A 20492-nucleotide genomic window follows, 5' to 3' on the forward strand; every position below is an offset into this window, starting at 1 on the left:
ATTTTCTCTAAATGCAACCTCATTTTGCTTGTGCTTACATAAGGATTTTCATATAATCGGGGAGGATGAAAACATACGTCCAGACCGGTCAAGAAAAGGAAGAAAGGCAGGAAGTTAAAAATGAGTTTAGGTCAGAATCTGCAATTTTATAGAAAAAGAAAGAATATTACCCAGGAACAATTAGCAGAACAGCTTTGTGTGTCTCGGCAGACCATATCTAAGTGGGAGGCAGATGCATCCTATCCAGAAATGGAAAAGATACTGCAGTTATGTGAAATGTTCGGGTGTTCTATGGATACGCTCTTAAGAGGAGAGGCAAAAGAGGACTTGGCAGAGGATACGGCAGGATATGACAGCCATATGAATCGCTTTTCCAAAAGGATTGTTATTGGGATCGAATTGATTATTTTAGGAGTAGCAGGCGGTATACTGGCAGATTCCTTTTATGCGCCGGCATATATATCAGATTTAGTGACATTTAGTTTCGTGATAGCAGGAGCGCTGGTACTTGTGGCGACAGGACTTCAGCATAGAAGGTTTGCAGAGAAAAATCCGAAGATTCAGCCATTTTATAAGGAAGAGGAAATAGAGAGGTTTGAAGAAAAATTTCCGGTTTTTATTACAGGAGGAATTGGGGTAATTTTAGCAGGCGTTGTTGTATCGGCACTTAGTGAACAGTTTCCAGAAGCTAAGGGATATACAAAGGAAATCTATAATGCAGTGCTGCTTTTGTTTATTGCGGTTGGAACAGGGCTTCTAGTCTATGCTGGCATGCAGAAGTCAAAATTTAATATCAAAGAATACAATGAAGAGAACAAGCCGAAATCATCTCAAAAAGAACGTCTCCAGGGAATGTGGTGCGGATGCATTATGATATTTGCTACCATTCTGTTTCTTATAGGTGGATTTATATTTGGAAAATGGGAAATATGCTGGATATGCTATCCGATTGGCGCTTTGTTTTGCGGGATTGCCTCTATCATTATCAATGGAATTTATAAGGAGGAGCCGTAAAAAGCAAGAAAAAGATTGTATATTGCGGGAAGATTCGATAAAATGTATATAATGTCTGTTGGCAGAAAGGCTGCTGAGAGTCTAAAGGAAAGAGAGAGAGGTTTTTTCATGGACGGTTCAATTTTTATCGGAACATGGTGGTCACTAGTGCCGCCGCTTCTCGCAATCCTTCTTGCTTTTATTACGAAGGAAGTGTATAGCTCACTTTTTATAGGAGTTGCTGTAGGAGCATTTTTATACAGTGGGTTTGATCCCTGGAACGCATTTGTATCATTTTTTGAGATTATGAAGAACAGTATGAACTTAAATATTCTTATCTTTGATGTACTGCTCGGCATGATTATCGTACTTATGGCAAAATCAGGAGGCTCGTCTGCATATGGAAACTGGGCGGGCAAAAAAATCAAAAGTAAGAAAAGTGCATTGCTTGCGACAACTGGACTTGGGGTTTTAATCTTTGTAGACGATTATTTTAACTGTCTGACTGTAGGTTCCGTTATGCGTCCTGTGACAGACCGCTATAAAGTATCCAGGGCAAAGCTTGCATATATTATTGATGCGACTGCGGCTCCAGTATGTATTATTGCTCCGATTTCAAGCTGGGCGGCTGCGGTGAATTCCTATGTACCTGAGGATGCGGGGATTACAGGATTTCAGCTTTTTCTGCGGACAATTCCATACAATCTTTATGCACTTCTGACGATTCTTATGGTGTTATTTATCATTCTTTCAGGGTTTGATTTTGGATTGATGAAAAAGCATGAGAGAAATGCAGAAAAGGGAGATTTGTTTACAAGCGGAGGAGAAGAGTTTGACAAAATAGAGGAAGAATCTGGTTCTAAAAAAGGAAAAGTAATCGATCTTGTACTTCCGGTAGCTGTGTTGATTGTTTCGGCTATAGGAGCAATGATTTATACGGGCTTCTTAGGCGGAGCAACCGATTTAGTGACCGCTTTTTCGGGGTGTGATTCGGAGACAAGCCTTATTTTTGCCACAATGGTGACGGTATTGTTTATGTTTCTTTTGTATATACCGCGAAAGGTTATTACGTTCAAAGGATTTATGGACAGCTTTGTAGAGGGATTTAAGCTTATGATACCGGCTGTGGCAATTCTTATCTTTGCATGGTCTTTGAAAGGCGTAGGCGATGCGCTCGGCATTGCAGATTTTGTAGGGAATGTTGTGGGCAGCAATGCACACGCCAGCATTTTTATACCAGTCATAATGTTTGCGGTTGCAATTTTTCTTTCATTTTCTACAGGGACTTCCTGGGGAACATTTGCTATTTTGGTGCCGATTGTAGTCGCTATGTTTTCGGACGCTTCGAATATGGAAATGATGGTGATTGCCGTTTCTGCAGTGCTTGCAGGAGCTGTGTGTGGTGATCATATCTCACCTATATCGGACACAACCGTTATGTCCTCCGCGGGAGCACAGAGTAATCATATCAATCATGTCTCTACACAGATGCAGTACGCGGCAGTTGTCGCCGGTGTATGTATGGTTGGCTACATAGTCGCAGGGCTGATAAAAGTATGGTGGATCACACTTGGACTTAGTGCCGCACTGTTACTTTTGGTATTATTTAGTATGAAACTATTTTTGGGACGGTCTCAAAAGGCGGCGGAAAATGGTTAGGATAAATGTGCCGTATATCGACCAAAGCAGAAGGTATCCGACGGGTTGCGAAAGTGTATCTGCTACGATGCTGTTGAGATTCCTGGGAGTTGAACTTACAGTGGATGAATTTATACAGGACTATCTTCCATGTAGGGCATTCGAAACGGTGAATGGAGAAATTTATGGCCCCAGTCCCTATGAATATTTCTGTGGGAGCCCTTATGACGAAGATGCATTCGGCTGCTATGCGCCGGTGATACGCAGTGCTTTAGAAAAGGTGTTAGGAGAACCAAGGATAAAGGCACAGCTTGGAGAACGAGCATTTAAAGTATTGGATGAAACTGGACAAACGATAGAATATCTGACAAAAACTTATATAGATAAAGGTATGCCAGTCATTTTGTGGGCATGTATTAATATGCGTGTTCCAGTGATTGGACCACAGTGGATGCTGCTGGATACAAAAGAAACCTTTACATGGATATCGAATGAACACTGCATGGTAATGACAGGATATAATGCAAATGGATATTATTTCAACGATCCCTACGAAAATAAAGGCAGCGTTTACTATGAAAAAAACCTCACAAAAGATAGATTTGCCGCGCAACATATGCAGGCAATAGGAGTGCAGGAAATATAAAGTTAATTGACGAAATGGTTCGCGCAAGAGGGAGTGTATTGCAACGTTCGTCAGGGCTTCGCCGGAATTCCTCACTTTTGCAACACACTCTCTCTTGCGCTTACACTTTCGCCAGCTTAAGTTTATAATTTCAGACAGAACAGAATCGGTTTCACGCTGCTACAGACTCCCAGTCAGAAGTTTTCCTTCGTCTATAGGAAGGTGGCGCCCTAACTGAAATTCATAAAAAAGAGAACGGCTTCACGTTGTTATAGCCCTCCAATTAGAAGTATCTATACTACTTCCGATTGGAAATGCATAGCAGAGTGAAGCCGATTTTTTCCGTTACGAATTATAAACTTAAGCTGGCGAAAGTGTGAGTGTGAAAGAGATGCTTTGTGTGAGTGAGGAATTTCGGCGAAGCCCTGACGAACGATGCAAAGCATCTCTTTCACACGTCCCTTTTGTCAGCTTCCGCAGTGCCAGCTCAATTCCGCATGTGCTTCATTTCGCTATCGGCAGTCGCCGAATGAAAAGAAACAGACAAACTTCTGTTTACATGCAAGCATGACACAGAGTTTGCCTGTTCTTTTCGCACTGCTTGTTGCTTCGTTAAATTTATATTACAGTAATTGTATGCCATTGGCGAGTGCTTGTTCTACTACTTCTTCAGGCCAAATTGAGGACTGGACTTCACCGATATGTGCTTTTCTTAAGTAATACATACAGATACGGGACTGTCCGATGCCTCCTCCAACTGTATAAGGAAGTTCACCATTTAAAAGGGCCTTCTGGAAAGGCAGTGATGCGCGTTCTTCGCAGTTTGCGAGTTTCAACTGTTTTTTCAAAGCACCTTCATCAACGCGGATTCCCATGGAAGAAAGTTCCAATCCAATGTCCAGAACAGGATAATATACGATAATATCGCCGTTTAATTCCCAGTCATCATAGTCTGGTGCACGCCCGTCATGTTTTTCTCCGGAGGCAAGTTCTTTACCGATCTGCGAGATGAATACAGCGCCTTTTGCTTTTGCGATGCGGTGTTCTCTTTCTTTTGGAGTATCTTCAGGAAACATATCTTCTAATTCCTGGGAGGTGATAAAGAAAATATCATCAGGCAGCCAGGATTCTATGTAATTGTAACGTCTGGAAATAAATTCTTCTGTATCCTTCAGAGCGCTATATACCTTGCGGACAGTGTATTCTAAGGTCTCCGTATTTCGTTCTTCTTTTGAGATGATTTTTTCCCAGTCCCATTGATCCACATAGAGTGAATGAATATTATCTGTCTCCTCGTCTCTGCGGATCGCACTCATATCCGTATAGAGCCCTTCGCCAGAATGAAAATCATAGTGTTTTAAAGCATAACGTTTCCATTTTGCAAGGGAGTGGACAATTTCAGCAGCGGCTTCATCTTGCTCTTTGATGCCAAAAGAAACTGGGCGTTCTATACCATTTAAATTATCATTCATACCGGATTCTGGTTTTACAAATAAAGGCGCAGAAACACGGGTTAAATGGAGTGATTTTGCAAGTGCACGTTCAAAATGGTCTTTGATTTCTTTGATTGCCACTTCCGTCTCACGAATTGTGAGGGGGGAGTGATAGCTGTTAGGGATTCTAAGTTGTTCCATAGTAGTGGCTCCTTTGATTTATTATATTTACCTATTTTAATGTCAGAAGTCCTGGAAGTCAACTGTAGGAATAGAAGGAATTAGGTTTTATATATAGAAGAATTGTGGTAAGAAGAGATAATAACAGATAAAAATAGAAATTAATACAAATTAGCAGATAAAATATAAAAAATACAAAATTAAACTAAAAATATATTGACAAAACGCAGTGTATATAGTATTATAAATTCAACAAATAAAAGTAGTCAAAAAATAATCCGGCTAAACAATAAAAAACGGAAAAGAACATGGAGAAATTATCATAATGACGAGAAAGTTATGAGAGAAGTAAAATCCATGAGAAGAAAAAGTACCGTTTATTTAGCAGGAAATCTAAAGAATAGGAGGTACAGACCACCAGCAACGTAAAAGTAAAATAAAAACTATCAGAGCGATAGAAAAAGAGGTAAAAGAGAATGATAGAAATACCAATATAAAAGTGGGTGTTAATCAAAAGTAGATTGGTTAGCATCCATTTTTATGTAAAGAAATATTACGAATCTAAATAATACAGATATTTCTAAAATTATTTATATAGAGCAATGGAAGCAGAGGGTTCAAGTAACAGGTATAGTAGAAAAGTTCTTGTCTAATAAAGAAAAAATTGATAGAATGATTTCGGATAGGAAAAGCAACAAGGGAGAAAAGCATGGCAAAGTCTTGCAATCAGAAAGCTAAGATACTCTATCTAATGAAATTATTTTTAGAAGAGACTGATGAACAGCACACATTGTCTAGAAAACAGCTAGAAGAGCATTTGGAAAAATTTGGAATCCATACAGAAAGAAAAAGTTTGTATAATGATATTGAGACGTTAAAAATGTTTGGTATGGATATCTTATACAGAAAAGAACGACCGGAAGGTTATTATCTGGCAGAGCATGAATTTGAGTTGGCAGAATTAAAGCTTTTGGTTGATGCGGTACAATCATCTAGATTTATAACAGAAAAGAAATCAGATGCGCTGATCAAAAAGATAGAAGGGCTCACAAGTCGGTATGAGGCTAGGCAATTACAAAGGCAGGTTGTCGTTGCAGATCGTATTAAAGCGATGAATGAAAGTATTTTCTATAATGTAGATAAACTGCATATGGCAATAGCCTCTAATCAACAGATTATGTTCCGGTATTTTGAGTGGACTGTAAAAAAAGAAATGCGCCTGAGAAAGGATGGAGAGCCGTATCAGGTCAGTCCATGGGCATTAACCTGGGATGACGAAAATTATTATCTGATAGGATTTGATATGGATGCTGAGCGTTTAAAGCATTTTCGTGTAGATAAAATGGTAGATATTGAGCTTCTTTTAGAACCGAGAGGGGGAAAAGAAGAATTTTCACGATTTGATATTGCCAGTTATACGAAAAAGACATTTGGGATGTTTGGAGGTGAAGAAAGAACAGTTCGGCTGCGGTTTGAAAATCGTTTTATCGGAGTTGTGCTGGACAGGTTTGGCAAAGAAGCAAAAATCCGTCCAGATGGGGAAGAGCATTTTATTATACGGACAGAGGTTGCAGTCAGCGAGCAGTTTTTCGGATGGCTGACCGGACTTGGCAGGGGAGTGATGATACTTTCACCGGAGGAGGTAAAAGAAGCATACTGTAATTTGCTGAAAGACATTGCGAACGTTTATGGGGAAGAAAAATAAGGGACAAAGGAGTATAAAAATATGGATTGGGGTACGATAGTAGATAGAATAAGCAGTACAAGTATTGAATTTTTTATATACGGAGAAAAGGGCAGGGTGCTTACCTCACAGGAGATACTGTTTTTCGCAGTGATTATAGCAGTGGGTGCATTATGGTGCTTTTTGGGATTAAAGCTGGTACGTTTCTGGTCAGCCTTGATCGGTCTGGCAGTTGGCTTTGCAATAGGTTCTTTTGCGGCAGAGATTCTGGGAATGGAAAATACGGTTGTATATGCGGCAGGAGCTATATTGGGAATGATACTGCTGGTTCTGTGTGCAAGGTTTTACCGGTTCGGTGTATTTGTATGCGTATGGTGTGTTGGGGCTGTAAGTACAGCATGTTTTATAAATCCTAAGAACTGGATATGGATTGCTGTCTGCACTGCGGTAGGGTTGATTCTGGCATTAATCTCTGTTAAGGCTACAGAAATTATCGTGATGATAGTTACAGCATTTTTTGGCGCGATGGCAGTGGAATCTGCAGCGGCATTTCTACTTCCCATACAAGGAATGGCTGTAGAAATCGTGATAGGAGCTGTTCTGGGGGCTGCAGGGGTACTGGTGCAGCTTCTGTTGGAATCAAAGAAGAGGAAAAAGCTAAGTTTAAAAAAGGCAGCAGAAATACGTGATACACAATCTACAGAGAATGAAGTGGAAAAAGCAAGGGCAATGATGGAAAATCTGGACAGTATCACAGAGAAAAAAGAAGAGTCAGATGAGGAAGAGACGTAAGAAATAATAAAATGGAAAAGTGAAAGAAGAGTCCGTTTTATGACACACCCTTTTTGGTATGCTAAATGCATATCAAAGAGAGGTGTGATTTTTATGTATGTTAAAAAATCGATAGTTAGCGGCATAATTACTTTTTTGGGGATAATTGTACTCTGTATTCTTTCTATTCTCTACTGCTTTACAGAATTAAATATTCCTGAGGTTTTCTATTTTCTTGCATGGGGATTGTGTATTTCTTTGATGGTGGGAAGCGTTTCTAGGATAGAAAGACAGATATGAAAGAGCAAATTATCAGGGATGAAAAGTTTATGTCTTAAGTTGTCAGGGATTTTATAAAGTTGTATAATTAGTCTAAGAAAACCAGATAATAGAAGAGGCAAAGGAGGCTTATTGATGAAGATTGATATGCACTGCCATATAAAAGAAGGTTCTATTGACAGTAAGGTGAGTTTAGATGAATATATAACAATTTTGAAACAAAAAGGTTTCCAAGGTATGCTGATAACAGATCATAATACGTATAAAGGGTATCGCTATTGGAAAAATAATATAAAAGGAAAAAAACATACAGATTTTGTAGTACTCAAAGGGATAGAATATGATACCAGAGATGCCGGCCATTTCCTTGTTGTTATGCCAGAGGGAGTAAAAATGCGGGTTTTGGAAATGAGAGGTATGCCTCTGGCTGCTTTGATAGATCTTGTGCACCGTAACGGCGGAGTGCTCGGTCCAGCGCATCCTTGTGGGGAGAAATATATGAGCTTTATGAATACAAAGCGATTTTATAAATCACCAGAGATTGTAAAACGGTTTGATTTTGTAGAAGCGTATAATTGCTGTGAGTCAAAAGAATCGAATGAAGGAGCAGCAAAATTGGCGGCAAAATATTCTAAGGTAACAGTAGGAGGAAGTGATTCACACAAGGCAGATTGTGTGGGACGTGCCTATACGATTCTGCCAGAGCCGGTTGCATGTGAGACAGAGCTGATCTCCATGATTCACAAGAAAACACATTTCGAGGTGGGAGGAATTCCTTATGAAAAGACAACAAAAGAGAAAATAGGAAAAGTAAATAAGGTGCTGGTATATTCGTTTTGGCTTTATAATAAAGGTGGTGAGCTGATCAAGCGGCATGGGCGTAATGGAAAGATGGAGGAAGAAAATCCGTTTGATCCTATCGATCCAATTGAGATGTACTATCGGTTTTAAATACAGACCTTTCAAGAGATTTTATATCCGTTCTGGATATAGAATCTTTTTTTTGACTGATTATTAATGAAGAAAGAAAAATTACCTGTATCGATGTGTAGAGTATGAGGGCGTATAGAAAATGCCGATTAAATTGACTTCTATTAAAAAACATTTTATAATCCGATATAGAGAAAAATTATCAATAAGAGAACGAAGGATAAAAAAGATGAGATTGAAAGAGGGAAAAGATAACTGTACTTATATAGTAGAGTCGATTGATATGGAACTAAATCTGGAACGCAGACTGGAGGCGCTTGGACTTACACAGGGTTCTAGGATTACTATTTTAAACAACGATAAAAAGGGTGCCATTACTGTACGTTTCCGTGGTACGAGATTTGCGCTTGGGAAAAGGATTGCAGATCATATTATGGTAGGAGAGAATATGGCATGAACCAGAATATAATTAAAGTCGGGTTTATTGGAAATCCAAACTGTGGGAAAACAACATTATTCAATGCCTACACCGGAGCAAATTTAAAAGTGGCAAATTGGCCAGGGGTTACTGTAGAAAAGAAGGAAGGCAGAACCGTTTATAAAGGCCAGGAATTTCTGTTGATAGATCTGCCAGGAATATATAGTCTTACATCTTACACGATGGAAGAAAAGGTATCCAGAGAGTGCATTATGAGTGAAGAGGTAGATGTGATCGTGGATGTTGTGGATGCATCCTGCCTGGAACGCAATTTATACTTGACGCTTCAGTTGATTGAACTGGGAAAACCTGTCGTACTTGCGTTGAATATGATGGATATAGTAGAAGAACGGGGGATGGAAATCGATCTCCATAGATTACCGGAGATGCTTGGGATACCAGCGATTCCCGTATCAGCAAGGAAGAAAACAGGGCTGGAGATCCTGATGCATGCAGTGGCTCATCACAAGGAATATGCAAAACAGGGGCCTTTTATTCACCACCACTCTGAAAATACGCAGCATCAGCATAATCACCATACGGAATACGCAATGGTCTATGACGATTGTATAGAAGACAAAATTGATATGCTCATTTCTCAGTTCGATGAGAAATATCCAGACATGAAAAATAAACGGTGGCATGCAATCAAATTTCTAGAGCAGGATGAAACAGTTATGAGGCAATATCCGTTAGAAATAAAGGCGCTGGCAGAGCATAATTACGAAAAGGAGATTATTAATCAAAAATATGACTTTATTGAGGAAGTAATAGAAGAAATATTGGTTAATAAGAGCAGAAAGGAAGAAAGCACAGATAAAATTGATCGTTATATGACTGGAAAATGGATAGGGCTGCCCATTTTTTTAATAGTGATGGCACTTGTATTTTTCCTGACCTTTACAGTAGGAGACTGGCTGAAGGGATACTTTGAAATTGGATTAGAGATTGTAACGGAAAAAGTAAGCGGCATACTCTATCTCTGGGGAATCAATCCAATGTTGGAATCACTGATAGTAGATGGAATTATCTCAGGAGTAGGGGGAATTCTGACATTTTTGCCTAATATTTTTATTCTTTTTTTGGCTCTTGCATTTTTAGAGGATAGTGGATACATGGCAAGAGTTGCTTTTGTTATGGATGATATTATGGGGCGTCTTGGGTTATCTGGCAGAGCATTTCTTCCAATGCTGCTTGGGTTTGGCTGTTCGGTTCCGGCGATTATGGCGTCTCGTGCATTAGAACACAGAAAAGACCGTTTGAAAACAATTTTGGTGACACCCTTTATGTCTTGTAGTGCAAGACTACCGATTTATGTTTTATTTTCTTCTATGTTTTTTGGAAAACATGCGATGCTGGCTTGTTATTCTATGTATTTACTAGGAATTGTAATTGCAATTTTAACGGCTTATATTTTATCCAGAATAGATGGCAGCAGGGCAGAACAATCTCTTCTTATTGAGCTGCCGGAATATAAAGCGCCCAATGCGCGGACAATAACGATTTATGTATGGGAGAAGATAAAAGATTATTTGACAAAAGCAGGAACCGTAATCTTTCTGGCCTCAATTGTTATGTGGATTCTTTTGAACTTTGGGCCGCAAGGATATGTAACAGATATTACCCAGAGCTTTGGCTCTATAATTGGAAGAGCTGCTGTACCAATATTTGCACCATTAGGACTTGGCTACTGGCAGATTGTTGTAGCACTGATTTCAGGTATTGCGGCGAAGGAAGTAGTAGTTTCTAGCTGTAGTGTATTATTTGGAATCCAGAATATTACGACTGCACAAGGCATGGAAAGCTTTGTGGCAACGCTGGGGGCAATGGGATTTGGAGCCGCAAATGCATATGCACTGATGGTGTTCTGTCTGTTGTATGTACCATGTACAGCGACAATTGCTACAATAAATCGGGAGGTAGGAAGCAAGAAGCTTACGGTTCAAATTTTACTATTTCAGCTTGCTGTTGCATGGAGTGTAAGCTTTATTGTGTATCATATAGGGAAACTGTTTCTTCTATAGAGAATACAATTTTTTGTATAAGTCAATAAGGAATCGGCATTATATTAACAAAGAGCAGTTGATTTAGAGGAAGAAAAATAATCGTGATAGGACGTCTTTTGACGTCCTAAATTAATTTTAATAGAAAACATGTTTAAGAAAAAGACCTTTGGGGTCACAAGGTAGGCTTGGCGCCTGTACGCCTGTTAAGACACTTTCTACGGTATCTTTTCTGCGGATACCCAATCCAATGTCTAAAAGTGTGCCGATAATAAGACGGGGCATTTTAGGAAGAAAATCATCCGCAGTCAATGTCAGGGAAATTTTTTCAGGCGTTGTATCTATCTGTATATCAAAAAGCTCTTTTTTTGTATTTTTTTTCGTGTGTCCAGATGCAAAATACTTGAAATCGTGTTTCCCAATAAGGGGCATTGCGGCCTGTTGCATAAGTGCAGCATCAGGACAGGGAAACTGATGGAGCGCATACTGCCGTTTGAAAATATCCTGCACAGGCAGTATGCACAGATGATAAATGTAGGTACGTGATTTGGCATTTAAATCAGCGCGGAAACGTTCTGGCATCTGGCAGGCACGACGGATTGCTATATCCTGTGGAAGATAAGTATTTAAATACTGTACGAAATCTTCTGGTGAGGCAGTACAGGAGGTTTGGAAAGATACTTCTTGTGCGAGAGCATGTACACCAGGTTCGGTTTTGGCAGCACAGTTTAATATGGGAGATTCTCCGGTCATGCGGCGGAGAACTTCTGAGAGCTTATAAGAGACAGTACGTGCTGCATTATTTCTGATAGGGCGCTGCCAGCCTAAGTAACGTGTCCCGTCATATTCTAATGTAAGCCAAATGTTCTGCATTTTCGTTCTTCCTTTCAGAGCATATTCATATTTGGTATGCATATTTATTTTACAGGATGTATTTCGGGAAGTACAGAGTTGATTTTTATAAGCAGTACCATTTATAATTTATATATGAAGATAATATACAAGCGTTAGCGGGACAGAATAAAATAGACGAGTGTCTGTTTGCGGAAAGGATAAGAGTGAGTATGATGGCAGAACAGAGAAGTGTAGAAGATTCTAAGGTAGAGACAGTGCGCCTTGTGCGTCCAAATCATCTTAATGCAGCAGGAAGGCTTTTTGGTGGCATATTGATGCAGTGGTTGGACGAGACGGCAGGATTAGTGGCAATGAGGCATACACGAATGAATGTTATTACTGCCTCTGTAGATAATCTCCGTTTTATACATGGCGCATATAACGGAGAAATGGTAGTGATTGTGGGAAAAGTTACCTATGTAGGAAATACCTCTATGGAAGTACGGGTAGATACGTATGTAGAAAATGAAAAAGATGGCTTGAGAAGGCCGATTAACAGAGCCTATTTTACAATGGTTGCCATTGATGAAAATGACAGGCCTGCAAGAGTACCACGGCTTATTCTAGAGGGAGAAGAAGAAAAAGCAGAGTGGGATGCCGCAGAAAAAAGAAGAGAAATGCGGATAAAAAGAAAAGAAGAAGGATTTTAGAATATAAATTTAACTAACAAAATGCATTCCTTGTCTGTTAGAAAAATTTTAATAGAAGGTACGCAAAAAACACTGTATCAGAACACAGGGCAGGACCCGCTTTACCTTATCCGTTCGAGTGGTTCTAAGCACAAAACATCTGTGTGTCCATTGGAACACGCAGATGCCCTGCGCTAAGAACCAGGCGAACTGTATTCGGAACGCTCCTTGTCAATGTCCTGCTTATCTGACACAGTGTTTTTGCTGTCACTTCCAGTCAGAAGTTTTTCCCCCCGCCATTCGGAAGGCACCTTGTTAGTTAAATTTAAATGAAAAGAAATCGACTTCACGCTGCCACGAGTTCCCAATCAGAAAAATTTGTTTACTTCCGATTGGAAATGTGTAGCAGCGTGAAGCCGATTTTTTCCGTTACGAATTATAAACTTAAGCTGGCGAAAGTGTAAGCGCAAGAGGGCGTGTGTTGCAAAAGTGAGGAATTCCGGCGAAGCCCTGACGAACGTTGCAATACACGCCCTCTTACGCGAACCATTTCGTCAATTAACTTTATAATTTACTTATTGTGCTTTTGAAAGATGGAGTTTGTCATGCGGATTGTTTTATCTATTTGTTCCTGTTCTTCTTTTGATTTGCCTTCTTTTAGTATTTCAAATATAAGGGAGACTTCATCGGAAGTGAAGCGAAGTCCTTTTTTATTTGCGCTGGTAATCAGGGCGAGCATAATCGGCGCAAGTTCTTTTCCTGATTTACCAGCCGTTTGTTCTGCTGCTAGTTTTATAAGCTCTAGCTTGGCAGGATCAATATTTTTCATTGCCGGGTGGTTTATCCATTCGTTCAACTATATCATCTCCTTTCTGAGAGTTTCCTATATCAATATTATCATTATTGGAAAATATAGAATTATATGCTTCAAACATTTCTTTTTGCTCAGGAGTGAGCATTCCCATCATCATTTCCAGGGGTGAAATTTGTTCCTTTTTATCTGAAGGCTGGGTGGAAGAATCGTCTGGAACGAAAGAATCCTGAAATGTTTTCGCCACTTCCATCATCTGCATCATATTGGAAAATTGCTCCAGAGCAGAAGCTCCTTCTGGAGGTAAATATGGTCCTAGTTCTTCTAAAATTTCAGCAGGAGAAGAGGGGGCAGGTCGTTGGAGTGCCTGTGAATGAAGCTGCTGGCCGCGTTTCTGGAAAAAAGCAAGGGTTTCTTTTAGCTCGATAAATTTGATGAAAGTACCGAGCATTTGCTGACCGGATGCGGGTGTATAAGGAAGTAGCAGTTTCATTGTCTGAACTGCGGGCGGGGTGACAAGTTCATCAAAAGGAGTCATTGGTCTGGGCAGTTTCTTCTCCATAAGTGCTCCTGATTATAACGTTATAAATATATATGTCTTTTGTATCTGAAATATGATTTTGGCAGCAGGAATATATAAGCTGTAGATTGGCAATACTATGTGAAAGGGGAGAATAGATATAGGAGAGAAACACACCTGTACAGTAAGTTCTACATAATATAATAAAGAAACAAAAAGAATGGTGAATAAGATATGAAAAGAAAATTGATTATTGATGGAAATGCGGTATATGAGTTAGATGAAGAATGTATGCTTCAAAAGAAGATGGACAAAGAGAGAATAAAAACAGAAGGGCAACATGTAAATAAAAATAAAGAAGAATATAGGGAAGAACATTAATAAGAATATTATAAACGGAATAAAAATAGGATGGAACAGGAAGTATATACTTTCTGTTCCATTTTTACAACAAAGGTCTATTCTAAAATACTGTCCTTTTTCTCGAGAATTGCTTCTACTGCTGCGCAGGCAGGGCAGTCACAGTATTTAGCACCGGCAGCTTTTATTTCTTTTGCATGTGCGGCTACATTCGGCGCATTGTCACCGAAAACCTTTGGCCCGTTTTCAGATTCTGCAAATTGAATCAGATTATCTATCGGCATAATATCTGCTTCTAATTCCTGGATATATTTTTTTGTTTCCGCTGTCTCCTTATCGGTTCCTATAGCATCCAGCCATGCTTGTGCAGCTTCCTTTGTTTCACTGCTGCAGGTAGGAGCGTTTATTAGCTCTTTTGTTTTTTCAACCGTGAAATCCAAAACATTTTTTTCCATATCGTCCATCCTTCTTTCTTCTAAAATTTGTCCTTATTTTAGCATGGATACATGGAAATATCAATATAACAAAAGGCTGTGGCCTTGGCAGATGTTTTACCCGCCTAAGCCACAGCCTATCAGTATTTAGAGATTATGTGTTTATCAGCATCCGCAGCCATTGTTGCCGAATCCGCCGCAGCAGCAGAGAAGTAAGATGATCCACAGGCAGCTGTCATTGCCGCCGAATCCGCCGCCGAAACCATTTCCGCAGCCGCCGCAGCAGCAAAGCAGGATGATAATCCACAGACAGGAAGACATTCCGCCTCCGTTTTCGCATCCGCATCCACAGTTTGTAGCACTTAATTCACTCATATTGAAATCCTCCAAATATGTTTATTTACAGTTACATAATATGCTGACAGAAAGAATGTGTGCGAAGAAAAAGAAAATTTTTTACTAAAAGGCGAGTTTCTACTGACAAGTAAAAAGAAATGGTTATAATCTTTGTGACAGCATTCCTAATTCTGCTTGAACAATAGCCATAAGCGAACAAACTATGGATGATTGTGTATTTAGATATGCAGAGTCTTTATTGAAAGCTATTAACTTTAAAATTTAATATCTATTAAGTTGTTCTGTGGTATAATAAAGGACAAATTGAAAGTTATGGGGGATTCTTATGGAATATATCAGAGTGACAAATGAGAATATTGATGAGGAACATATATGCTGTGCAATTTCAAACAACAATGATATTCAAGTGTCATCGAAAAAGACTTGGTTAAAAGGGGAATTTGACGATGGCTTAGTTTTTCTAAAGAGCGAAGAACGGGGAAAGTGTTTTATTGAATATATTCCTGCTGAAAATGCATGGAATCCTATTATTGCAGATGATTATATGTATATTAACTGTCTTTGGGTTGCCGGAGCTTTTAAAGGGCATGGCTATTCAACAGACTTATTAAACAGTTGTATTGAAGATAGTAAAAATAAAGGCAAAAAAGGAATATGTATTTTATCATCTAAAAAGAAAAAGCCATTTTTATCTGACTCTAAGTTTTTAAAGTACAAAGGTTTCACTATCTGTGATGAAGCAGATAATGGGATTCAGTTATGGCATTTTCCGTTTATTACAAATGCTTCTTTACCAAAATTCAAAGAGTGTGCAGCACACCCGCACATTGAAGAAATGGGATATGTTTTGTACTATACCAGCCAATGTCCATTTAATGCGAAATATGTTCCTATTATAGAAGAAGTAGCAAAGGATAAGGGCGTACAATTTAAAGCAATTCATTTGCAAAGCAAAAAAGAAGCGCAGAATGTACCTACGCCAATTACAACGTATGCTCTGTTTTATAATGGAGAATATTTAACAAATGAGCAAATGAATGACAAGAGATTTTTAAAGCTATTAGCAAAATAAATTAGAAGGTGTAAAAGGAGTTAAAAATATGAAACGATTTGTTGCATTGTTAAGAGGCGTCAATATAAGTGGAAAAAACAAAGTGCCAATGGCAGAATTAAAGAAAGGCTTTGAAAACCTTGCATTTGAAGAAGTCAGGACATATTTAAACAGTGGCAATGTGATTTTTTCCAGTGATGAAAATGATACAAGGAAGTTTACACATCAGATTGAGGCAATGATAAAAAAACAGTTTGGTTTAGAGATTCCTGTTTTTGTCATATCAAGAGAACTGCTTGAGGATATTTTGCACAATGCACCTGACTGGTGGGGAAATGGCGATAAAGAAATCTATGATAATTTGATTTTCATTATACCGCCAGCGACTTTTTCTGATGTATATAATGAAATTGGAGAGCCTAAACCTGAATTAGAAAAGATAAAAGATTACAAAGATGTAATATTCTGGTCTTTCAGTCGAAAAGATTATCAAAAAACAAATTGGTGGTCTAAAACGGCAAGTACAAATATCAGCACAAAATTAACAATAAGAACAGCAAATACAGTAAGAAAAATAGTTGGCATGTAATTGCTTTTTAAATTCCGGAATGTACCCATCAAATTTGTAAAGGACTGTATGCGATTAATAAAGCAACAAATTTTGAAAGTATGGATGACAAGACCTGTGATTTTCAAAATAGAATGAATGGGCATACCAAAAACAAAGAATGAGAAAAGCGACAGACTGAAATTTTGAGGCAGGAGGAAGACAACTTGAAAAAATATTTTACAGGCAGTACATTAAAAATTATAGCAGTTATATCCATGATACTTGATCATTTTAGTCAAATTATTTTGAAACAGGGGATTATACTGAACGCACCATATGCAATGTTTACAGATGCGCAATTTTCTGTGCTTTTAACAGTTTCTGACATCTTTCACATTTTAGGCAGGATTGCGTTTCCCATTTTTTGTTTTTTATTAGTAGAAGGTTTTTTACATACACAGAACTTGAAAAAATATTTTTTGAATTTAGGAATTTTCGCTGTTCTTTCAGAGCCTATTTATGACTGGGCGGCGTCAGGGACAATGTTCAGCCTGGAGCAGCAAAATGTTTTATTTACATTATTATTAGGTCTGTGTGTTCTTACATTGATAAAGCGGTTTGAAGGAAATAGTATAGCTTTTATTATCATTACGCTGATAGGAGCCGGTGTATCTTATATATGCCAATTAGATGGCTGGTATTACGGCATATTCCTGATTGCCGTATTTTATCTTTTCCATAATAAACCAGTGTTGAAAAGTATATCAGCAATTTTGGTTATGTATATATGCGGGCTGGACTTTTCGTTATCAGGACTTGTTGAACCTAATTTTTTGCTGGCAGTGAGCTCTTTGATATTTATAAATTTATATAATGGAAAACGGGGAATAAAATTGAAGTATTTCTTTTACTGGTTTTATCCAGCACATTTACTGCTTTTTACCCTTGTAAGTACATACATTGTTCTGCCATTGGTCAGTGGATAAGCACCCTGCAGATGTAGAAAAATCCAGTTGTTTGAATGAAAAATATAGATTTGACAGAAAGAAGGATTGTTATGAGGTTTATAAGTACTAGAAAATTTACTTGGATGATTTGTGGTATAGGCTGCTTCATAGCCCTTATCAGTATATTTTTCCTGCCAGACAGTATTCCAATACATTTTACAAATGATGGTATTGCAGATAATTACGTAGGAAAGATACAAATTTTCTTATTTCCTATCATACAAATACTAATTGTATTTTTGACAGGACGAGAAAAAATAAAATACTGTTTGACGCATTCCAAAACACCCCTGACGGATACGCAGTATAACTGGATAGTAGATGGTGTTCTTTTACTTGTGATAGTTGCGGAAGTGCAGATTATATATGCTTCATTTACATAAAATTTGGCAGCTTTCCTTTTTCTCCTGCATTATGCGTAGAATTAAATTATTGGATAGTTTTACCGCAGTTGCTTTACATTTTTATTAAAAACTTAAAGAAAAACGCATGGACGTCATAGTCTATGCGTTTTTTTATATAATAGGAAATTTCAATAAATTTCCTATTATACAAAAAGCCCTCCGGGTGAGATGCGCACGCCGCAATAAGGAAATTTTACCGCTTTGCGGTATTGCGGCGGCGTGCAAAGTGGACAAGCCCCTCAAGAGTGAGGGGCAGAGGAGTTGAAGTGGGCTTGCCCACTTTGTTCGTGCCACATTGCCTTTAATACGATTTTAATATCCAACCCCTTTGTTATAATCCAGATTTTATTTCCGCTATGCTATATTTTTTAACGTGCTAAATTTATATATTCAACAAGAATAAAAGAAAGGAATGAAAAAGCTATGATGGATGTTCTTATGGTTTTAACGTTGCTTGTCTGCTTCGGACTGATGAAGCTTCTGGCGGACTGGTGTGAAAAACAGGTAAGAGTACCTAAGGTGGAAGGACAGGAGGAAGAAAAATGATTGCACTTGGAATTATTATCATCTTACTGGCAGGATATCTGCTCTATGCATTAGTATATCCGGAAAAATTATAGTTAGGATATCATAAAGTGGAGGACAAATAAATGTTACAGATAATTTTAACGCTTGCAATATATATGGTACTGGTTATCCCGATGGGAGCCTATATGTACCACATTGCTACAAACAAAAAGACGTTTGCAGATCCGGTGTTTGACCGTGTAGACGGAGCGATTTATAAAGTATGTAGAATAAAAAGAGAAGGGATGACCTGGAAACAGTACGCGCTGCACCTTGTTATGACGAACGCAGTGATGGTGCTGGTAGGATATGCGATTTTGAGATTCCAGGGATTCTTAATGGCAAACCCGAACGGGATTGAAGGCATGGAACCGACCTTGTCGTTCAACACAATCATCAGTTTCATGACGAACACAAACTTACAGCACTATTCCGGTGAATCCGGACTTTCTTATTTAAGCCAGATGCTTGTCATCATCTTTATGATGTTCACATCAGCAACTTCTGGTTATGCGGCATGTATGGCATTCTGCCGCGGGCTTGCAGGAAAGAGAAAAGACGTCGGTAACTTCTATGAGGATATGGTGAGAATCACAACAAGAATTATGGTTCCGGTATCCATCATCGGCGGACTTCTTCTGATTTGGCAAGGAGCGCCGGAGACATTCCAGGCAAACTTCACTGTACATACACTGGAAGGGAAATTACAGGATATTCAGACAGGGCCTGTTGCGGCACTGGAAATCATTAAGCATCTTGGAACGAACGGCGGTGGTTTCTTCGGAGCAAACTCAACGACACCATTTGAAAACCCGACCATCATTTCTGACTTGATTGAACTTTGGTCTATGATGATTCTTCCGGGCGCATGTGTCATTACATTTGGTAAAATGACGATGGCAAGAAGAAAAGAAGAAAAGGCCGCACGTGCAGCACAGGCAGCACAGAATACACCAGCAGTTGCTCAGAAGGCTCCGGCAAAAAGAGTATTCTTTGGAAAACAGGGAAGAACTGTTTTCGCAGCAATGGCTGTTATCTTCCTGATTGGCGTTACGGTGTGCTTCGTATCAGAGAGCAACGGGAACCCAATTCTAGAGCAGGCAGGGCTGAATCAGGATATGGGAAGCATGGAAGGAAAAGAAGTCAGATTTGGAATTGCACAGTCTTCCTTGTTTACGACAGTAACTACATCCTTTACGACTGGTACAGTCAACAACATGCATGATACACTGACACCACTTGGCGGTATGGTTCCGCTGCTTCACATGATGTTAAACTGTGTATTTGGCGGAAAAGGTGTAGGTTTGATGAACATGATTATGTATGTCATCCTCGCAGTATTCCTTTGCGGACTGATGATAGGGCGTACGCCGGAATATTTAGGAAAGAAAATTGAAGGGCGTGAGATGAAGCTGGTTGCGATTGTACTAATCGTACATCCGCTTTTGATTCTTGGCTTCTCTGCTTTGGCAGTCATGACCTCTGCAGGTTTGGAAGGAATTACGAATCCAGGATTCCACGGACTGTCACAGGTATTGTATGAATATTCTTCATCAGCGGCAAACAATGGTTCTGGTTTCGAAGGACTTGCTGATAATACCTATTTCTGGAATATCACAGCAGGACTTGCGATGTTCTTTGGAAGATATATCGCAATCATTGCACAGCTGGCAATTGCAGGAAGTCTGCTTGCTAAGAAACGTGTCAATGAAACGATTGGTACATTGAGAACAGACAATGCGATTTTCGTAATCATTCTGGTAGCAGTTGTATATATTTTCGCGGCATTGACATTCTTCCCTGCACTGGCGCTCGGACCAATTGCAGAGCATCTTGTTCTGTGGATGTCATAATCCGGCGGGAGCAGAGAATTGAGGTTGAGAAAGGATATCGA

General features: G+C 39.0%; 23 protein-coding genes. 17 read left to right on the forward strand and 6 right to left on the reverse strand.

Going from position 1 to position 20492, the window contains the following annotated elements; translation table 11 throughout:
* Positions 1 to 120: 120 nt before the first annotated feature.
* The 3 genes from ACZ5C4_RS06135 (at position 121) to ACZ5C4_RS06145 (ending at position 3277) form a co-directional block, all read left to right on the forward strand.
* On the forward strand, positions 121 to 1014 hold the full coding sequence (locus ACZ5C4_RS06135; RefSeq protein ID WP_464520217.1) for a helix-turn-helix domain-containing protein: 894 nt from the start codon (positions 121 to 123) through the stop codon (positions 1012 to 1014).
* 108 nt (positions 1015 to 1122) lie between these two features.
* Complete coding sequence (locus ACZ5C4_RS06140; RefSeq protein ID WP_464520218.1) at positions 1123 to 2652, forward strand: Na+/H+ antiporter NhaC family protein; 1530 nt, start codon at positions 1123 to 1125, stop codon at positions 2650 to 2652.
* Positions 2645 to 3277, forward strand: coding sequence for a C39 family peptidase (locus ACZ5C4_RS06145; protein ID WP_464520219.1), 633 nt, complete (start codon positions 2645 to 2647; stop codon positions 3275 to 3277). The genes ACZ5C4_RS06140 and ACZ5C4_RS06145 overlap by 8 nt, the downstream gene beginning before the upstream one ends.
* Positions 3278 to 3879: 602 nt before the next feature.
* Here the strand turns inward: ACZ5C4_RS06145 and asnA are convergent.
* Positions 3880 to 4890: an aspartate--ammonia ligase gene (asnA, locus tag ACZ5C4_RS06150; RefSeq protein ID WP_464520220.1), complete on the reverse strand. Its 1011-nt coding sequence runs from the start codon at positions 4888 to 4890 to the stop codon at positions 3880 to 3882.
* Between the two features lie 688 nt (positions 4891 to 5578).
* Between asnA and ACZ5C4_RS06155 the strand changes: the two genes are divergently transcribed.
* From ACZ5C4_RS06155 to feoB, 5 genes are all read left to right on the forward strand, one after another.
* A complete protein-coding gene (locus ACZ5C4_RS06155; RefSeq protein ID WP_464520221.1) occupies positions 5579 to 6574 on the forward strand; it encodes a helix-turn-helix transcriptional regulator in 996 nt (331 codons plus the stop codon).
* A gap of 21 nt (positions 6575 to 6595) precedes the next feature.
* The gene (locus ACZ5C4_RS06160; protein ID WP_464520222.1) at positions 6596 to 7345 is read left to right on the forward strand and encodes a hypothetical protein; all 750 of its coding nucleotides are present in this window, start codon (positions 6596 to 6598) and stop codon (positions 7343 to 7345) included.
* Positions 7346 to 7738: 393 nt separating this feature from the next.
* Positions 7739 to 8554 (forward strand): PHP domain-containing protein, encoded by an 816-nt coding sequence (locus tag ACZ5C4_RS06165; RefSeq protein ID WP_464520223.1) that lies wholly within the window; start codon positions 7739 to 7741, stop codon positions 8552 to 8554.
* Between the two features lie 208 nt (positions 8555 to 8762).
* A complete protein-coding gene (locus tag ACZ5C4_RS06170; RefSeq protein ID WP_464520224.1) occupies positions 8763 to 8990 on the forward strand; it encodes a FeoA family protein in 228 nt (75 codons plus the stop codon).
* Positions 8987 to 11035 carry a ferrous iron transport protein B gene (gene feoB / locus ACZ5C4_RS06175; RefSeq protein WP_464520225.1) on the forward strand — a complete coding sequence of 683 codons (2049 nt, stop codon included), beginning with the start codon at positions 8987 to 8989 and terminating at the stop codon, positions 11033 to 11035. The genes ACZ5C4_RS06170 and feoB overlap by 4 nt, the downstream gene beginning before the upstream one ends.
* A gap of 117 nt (positions 11036 to 11152) precedes the next feature.
* Here feoB and ACZ5C4_RS06180 read toward each other — a convergent pair whose 3' ends face one another.
* Positions 11153 to 11887 (reverse strand): tRNA pseudouridine synthase A, encoded by a 735-nt coding sequence (locus ACZ5C4_RS06180; RefSeq protein WP_464520226.1) that lies wholly within the window; start codon positions 11885 to 11887, stop codon positions 11153 to 11155.
* A 194-nt stretch (positions 11888 to 12081) separates the two neighbouring features.
* Between ACZ5C4_RS06180 and ACZ5C4_RS06185 the strand changes: the two genes are divergently transcribed.
* Entirely contained in the window at positions 12082 to 12558 is a 477-nt protein-coding gene (locus ACZ5C4_RS06185) for an acyl-CoA thioesterase (RefSeq protein ID WP_464522310.1), read from the forward strand.
* 550 nt (positions 12559 to 13108) lie between these two features.
* Here ACZ5C4_RS06185 and ACZ5C4_RS06190 read toward each other — a convergent pair.
* Complete coding sequence (locus tag ACZ5C4_RS06190; RefSeq protein WP_464520227.1) at positions 13109 to 13393, reverse strand: hypothetical protein; 285 nt, start codon at positions 13391 to 13393, stop codon at positions 13109 to 13111.
* Positions 13353 to 13910 carry a hypothetical protein gene (locus tag ACZ5C4_RS06195; RefSeq protein ID WP_464520228.1) on the reverse strand — a complete coding sequence of 186 codons (558 nt, stop codon included), beginning with the start codon at positions 13908 to 13910 and terminating at the stop codon, positions 13353 to 13355. Before ACZ5C4_RS06195 ends, ACZ5C4_RS06190 begins: the two co-directional genes overlap by 41 nt.
* 192 nt (positions 13911 to 14102) lie before the next feature.
* Here ACZ5C4_RS06195 and ACZ5C4_RS06200 point away from each other — a divergent pair, with 192 nt between their 5' ends.
* Complete coding sequence (locus ACZ5C4_RS06200; protein ID WP_464520229.1) at positions 14103 to 14249, forward strand: hypothetical protein; 147 nt, start codon at positions 14103 to 14105, stop codon at positions 14247 to 14249.
* 77 nt (positions 14250 to 14326) lie between these two features.
* Here ACZ5C4_RS06200 and ACZ5C4_RS06205 read toward each other — a convergent pair whose 3' ends face one another.
* Entirely contained in the window at positions 14327 to 14683 is a 357-nt protein-coding gene (locus tag ACZ5C4_RS06205; RefSeq protein WP_464520230.1) for a molecular chaperone Hsp90, read from the reverse strand.
* A 144-nt stretch (positions 14684 to 14827) separates the two neighbouring features.
* Positions 14828 to 15037: a chorion class high-cysteine HCB protein 13 gene (locus tag ACZ5C4_RS06210; protein ID WP_082667519.1), complete on the reverse strand. Its 210-nt coding sequence runs from the start codon at positions 15035 to 15037 to the stop codon at positions 14828 to 14830.
* A gap of 307 nt (positions 15038 to 15344) precedes the next feature.
* Between ACZ5C4_RS06210 and ACZ5C4_RS06215 the strand changes: the two genes are divergently transcribed.
* From ACZ5C4_RS06215 to ACZ5C4_RS06245, 7 genes are all read left to right on the forward strand, one after another.
* A complete protein-coding gene (locus ACZ5C4_RS06215) occupies positions 15345 to 16091 on the forward strand; it encodes a GNAT family N-acetyltransferase (RefSeq protein ID WP_464520231.1) in 747 nt (248 codons plus the stop codon).
* 28 nt (positions 16092 to 16119) lie between these two features.
* On the forward strand, positions 16120 to 16659 hold the full coding sequence (locus tag ACZ5C4_RS06220; RefSeq protein ID WP_464520232.1) for a DUF1697 domain-containing protein: 540 nt from the start codon (positions 16120 to 16122) through the stop codon (positions 16657 to 16659).
* A gap of 185 nt (positions 16660 to 16844) precedes the next feature.
* Complete coding sequence (locus tag ACZ5C4_RS06225; RefSeq protein ID WP_464520233.1) at positions 16845 to 17606, forward strand: TraX family protein; 762 nt, start codon at positions 16845 to 16847, stop codon at positions 17604 to 17606.
* Positions 17607 to 17677: 71 nt separating this feature from the next.
* Positions 17678 to 18010: a DUF1648 domain-containing protein gene (locus ACZ5C4_RS06230; protein WP_464520234.1), complete on the forward strand. Its 333-nt coding sequence runs from the start codon at positions 17678 to 17680 to the stop codon at positions 18008 to 18010.
* 444 nt (positions 18011 to 18454) lie between these two features.
* Positions 18455 to 18577 (forward strand): hypothetical protein, encoded by a 123-nt coding sequence (locus ACZ5C4_RS06235; protein ID WP_279287355.1) that lies wholly within the window; start codon positions 18455 to 18457, stop codon positions 18575 to 18577.
* Complete coding sequence (gene kdpF, locus ACZ5C4_RS06240; protein ID WP_117975237.1) at positions 18574 to 18651, forward strand: K(+)-transporting ATPase subunit F; 78 nt, start codon at positions 18574 to 18576, stop codon at positions 18649 to 18651. Before ACZ5C4_RS06235 ends, kdpF begins: the two co-directional genes overlap by 4 nt.
* A gap of 30 nt (positions 18652 to 18681) precedes the next feature.
* On the forward strand, positions 18682 to 20451 hold the full coding sequence (locus tag ACZ5C4_RS06245; protein ID WP_464520235.1) for a potassium-transporting ATPase subunit KdpA: 1770 nt from the start codon (positions 18682 to 18684) through the stop codon (positions 20449 to 20451).
* Positions 20452 to 20492: the final 41 nt, after the last annotated feature.

The sequence above is a fragment of the Mediterraneibacter flintii genome, from assembly GCF_055387595.1.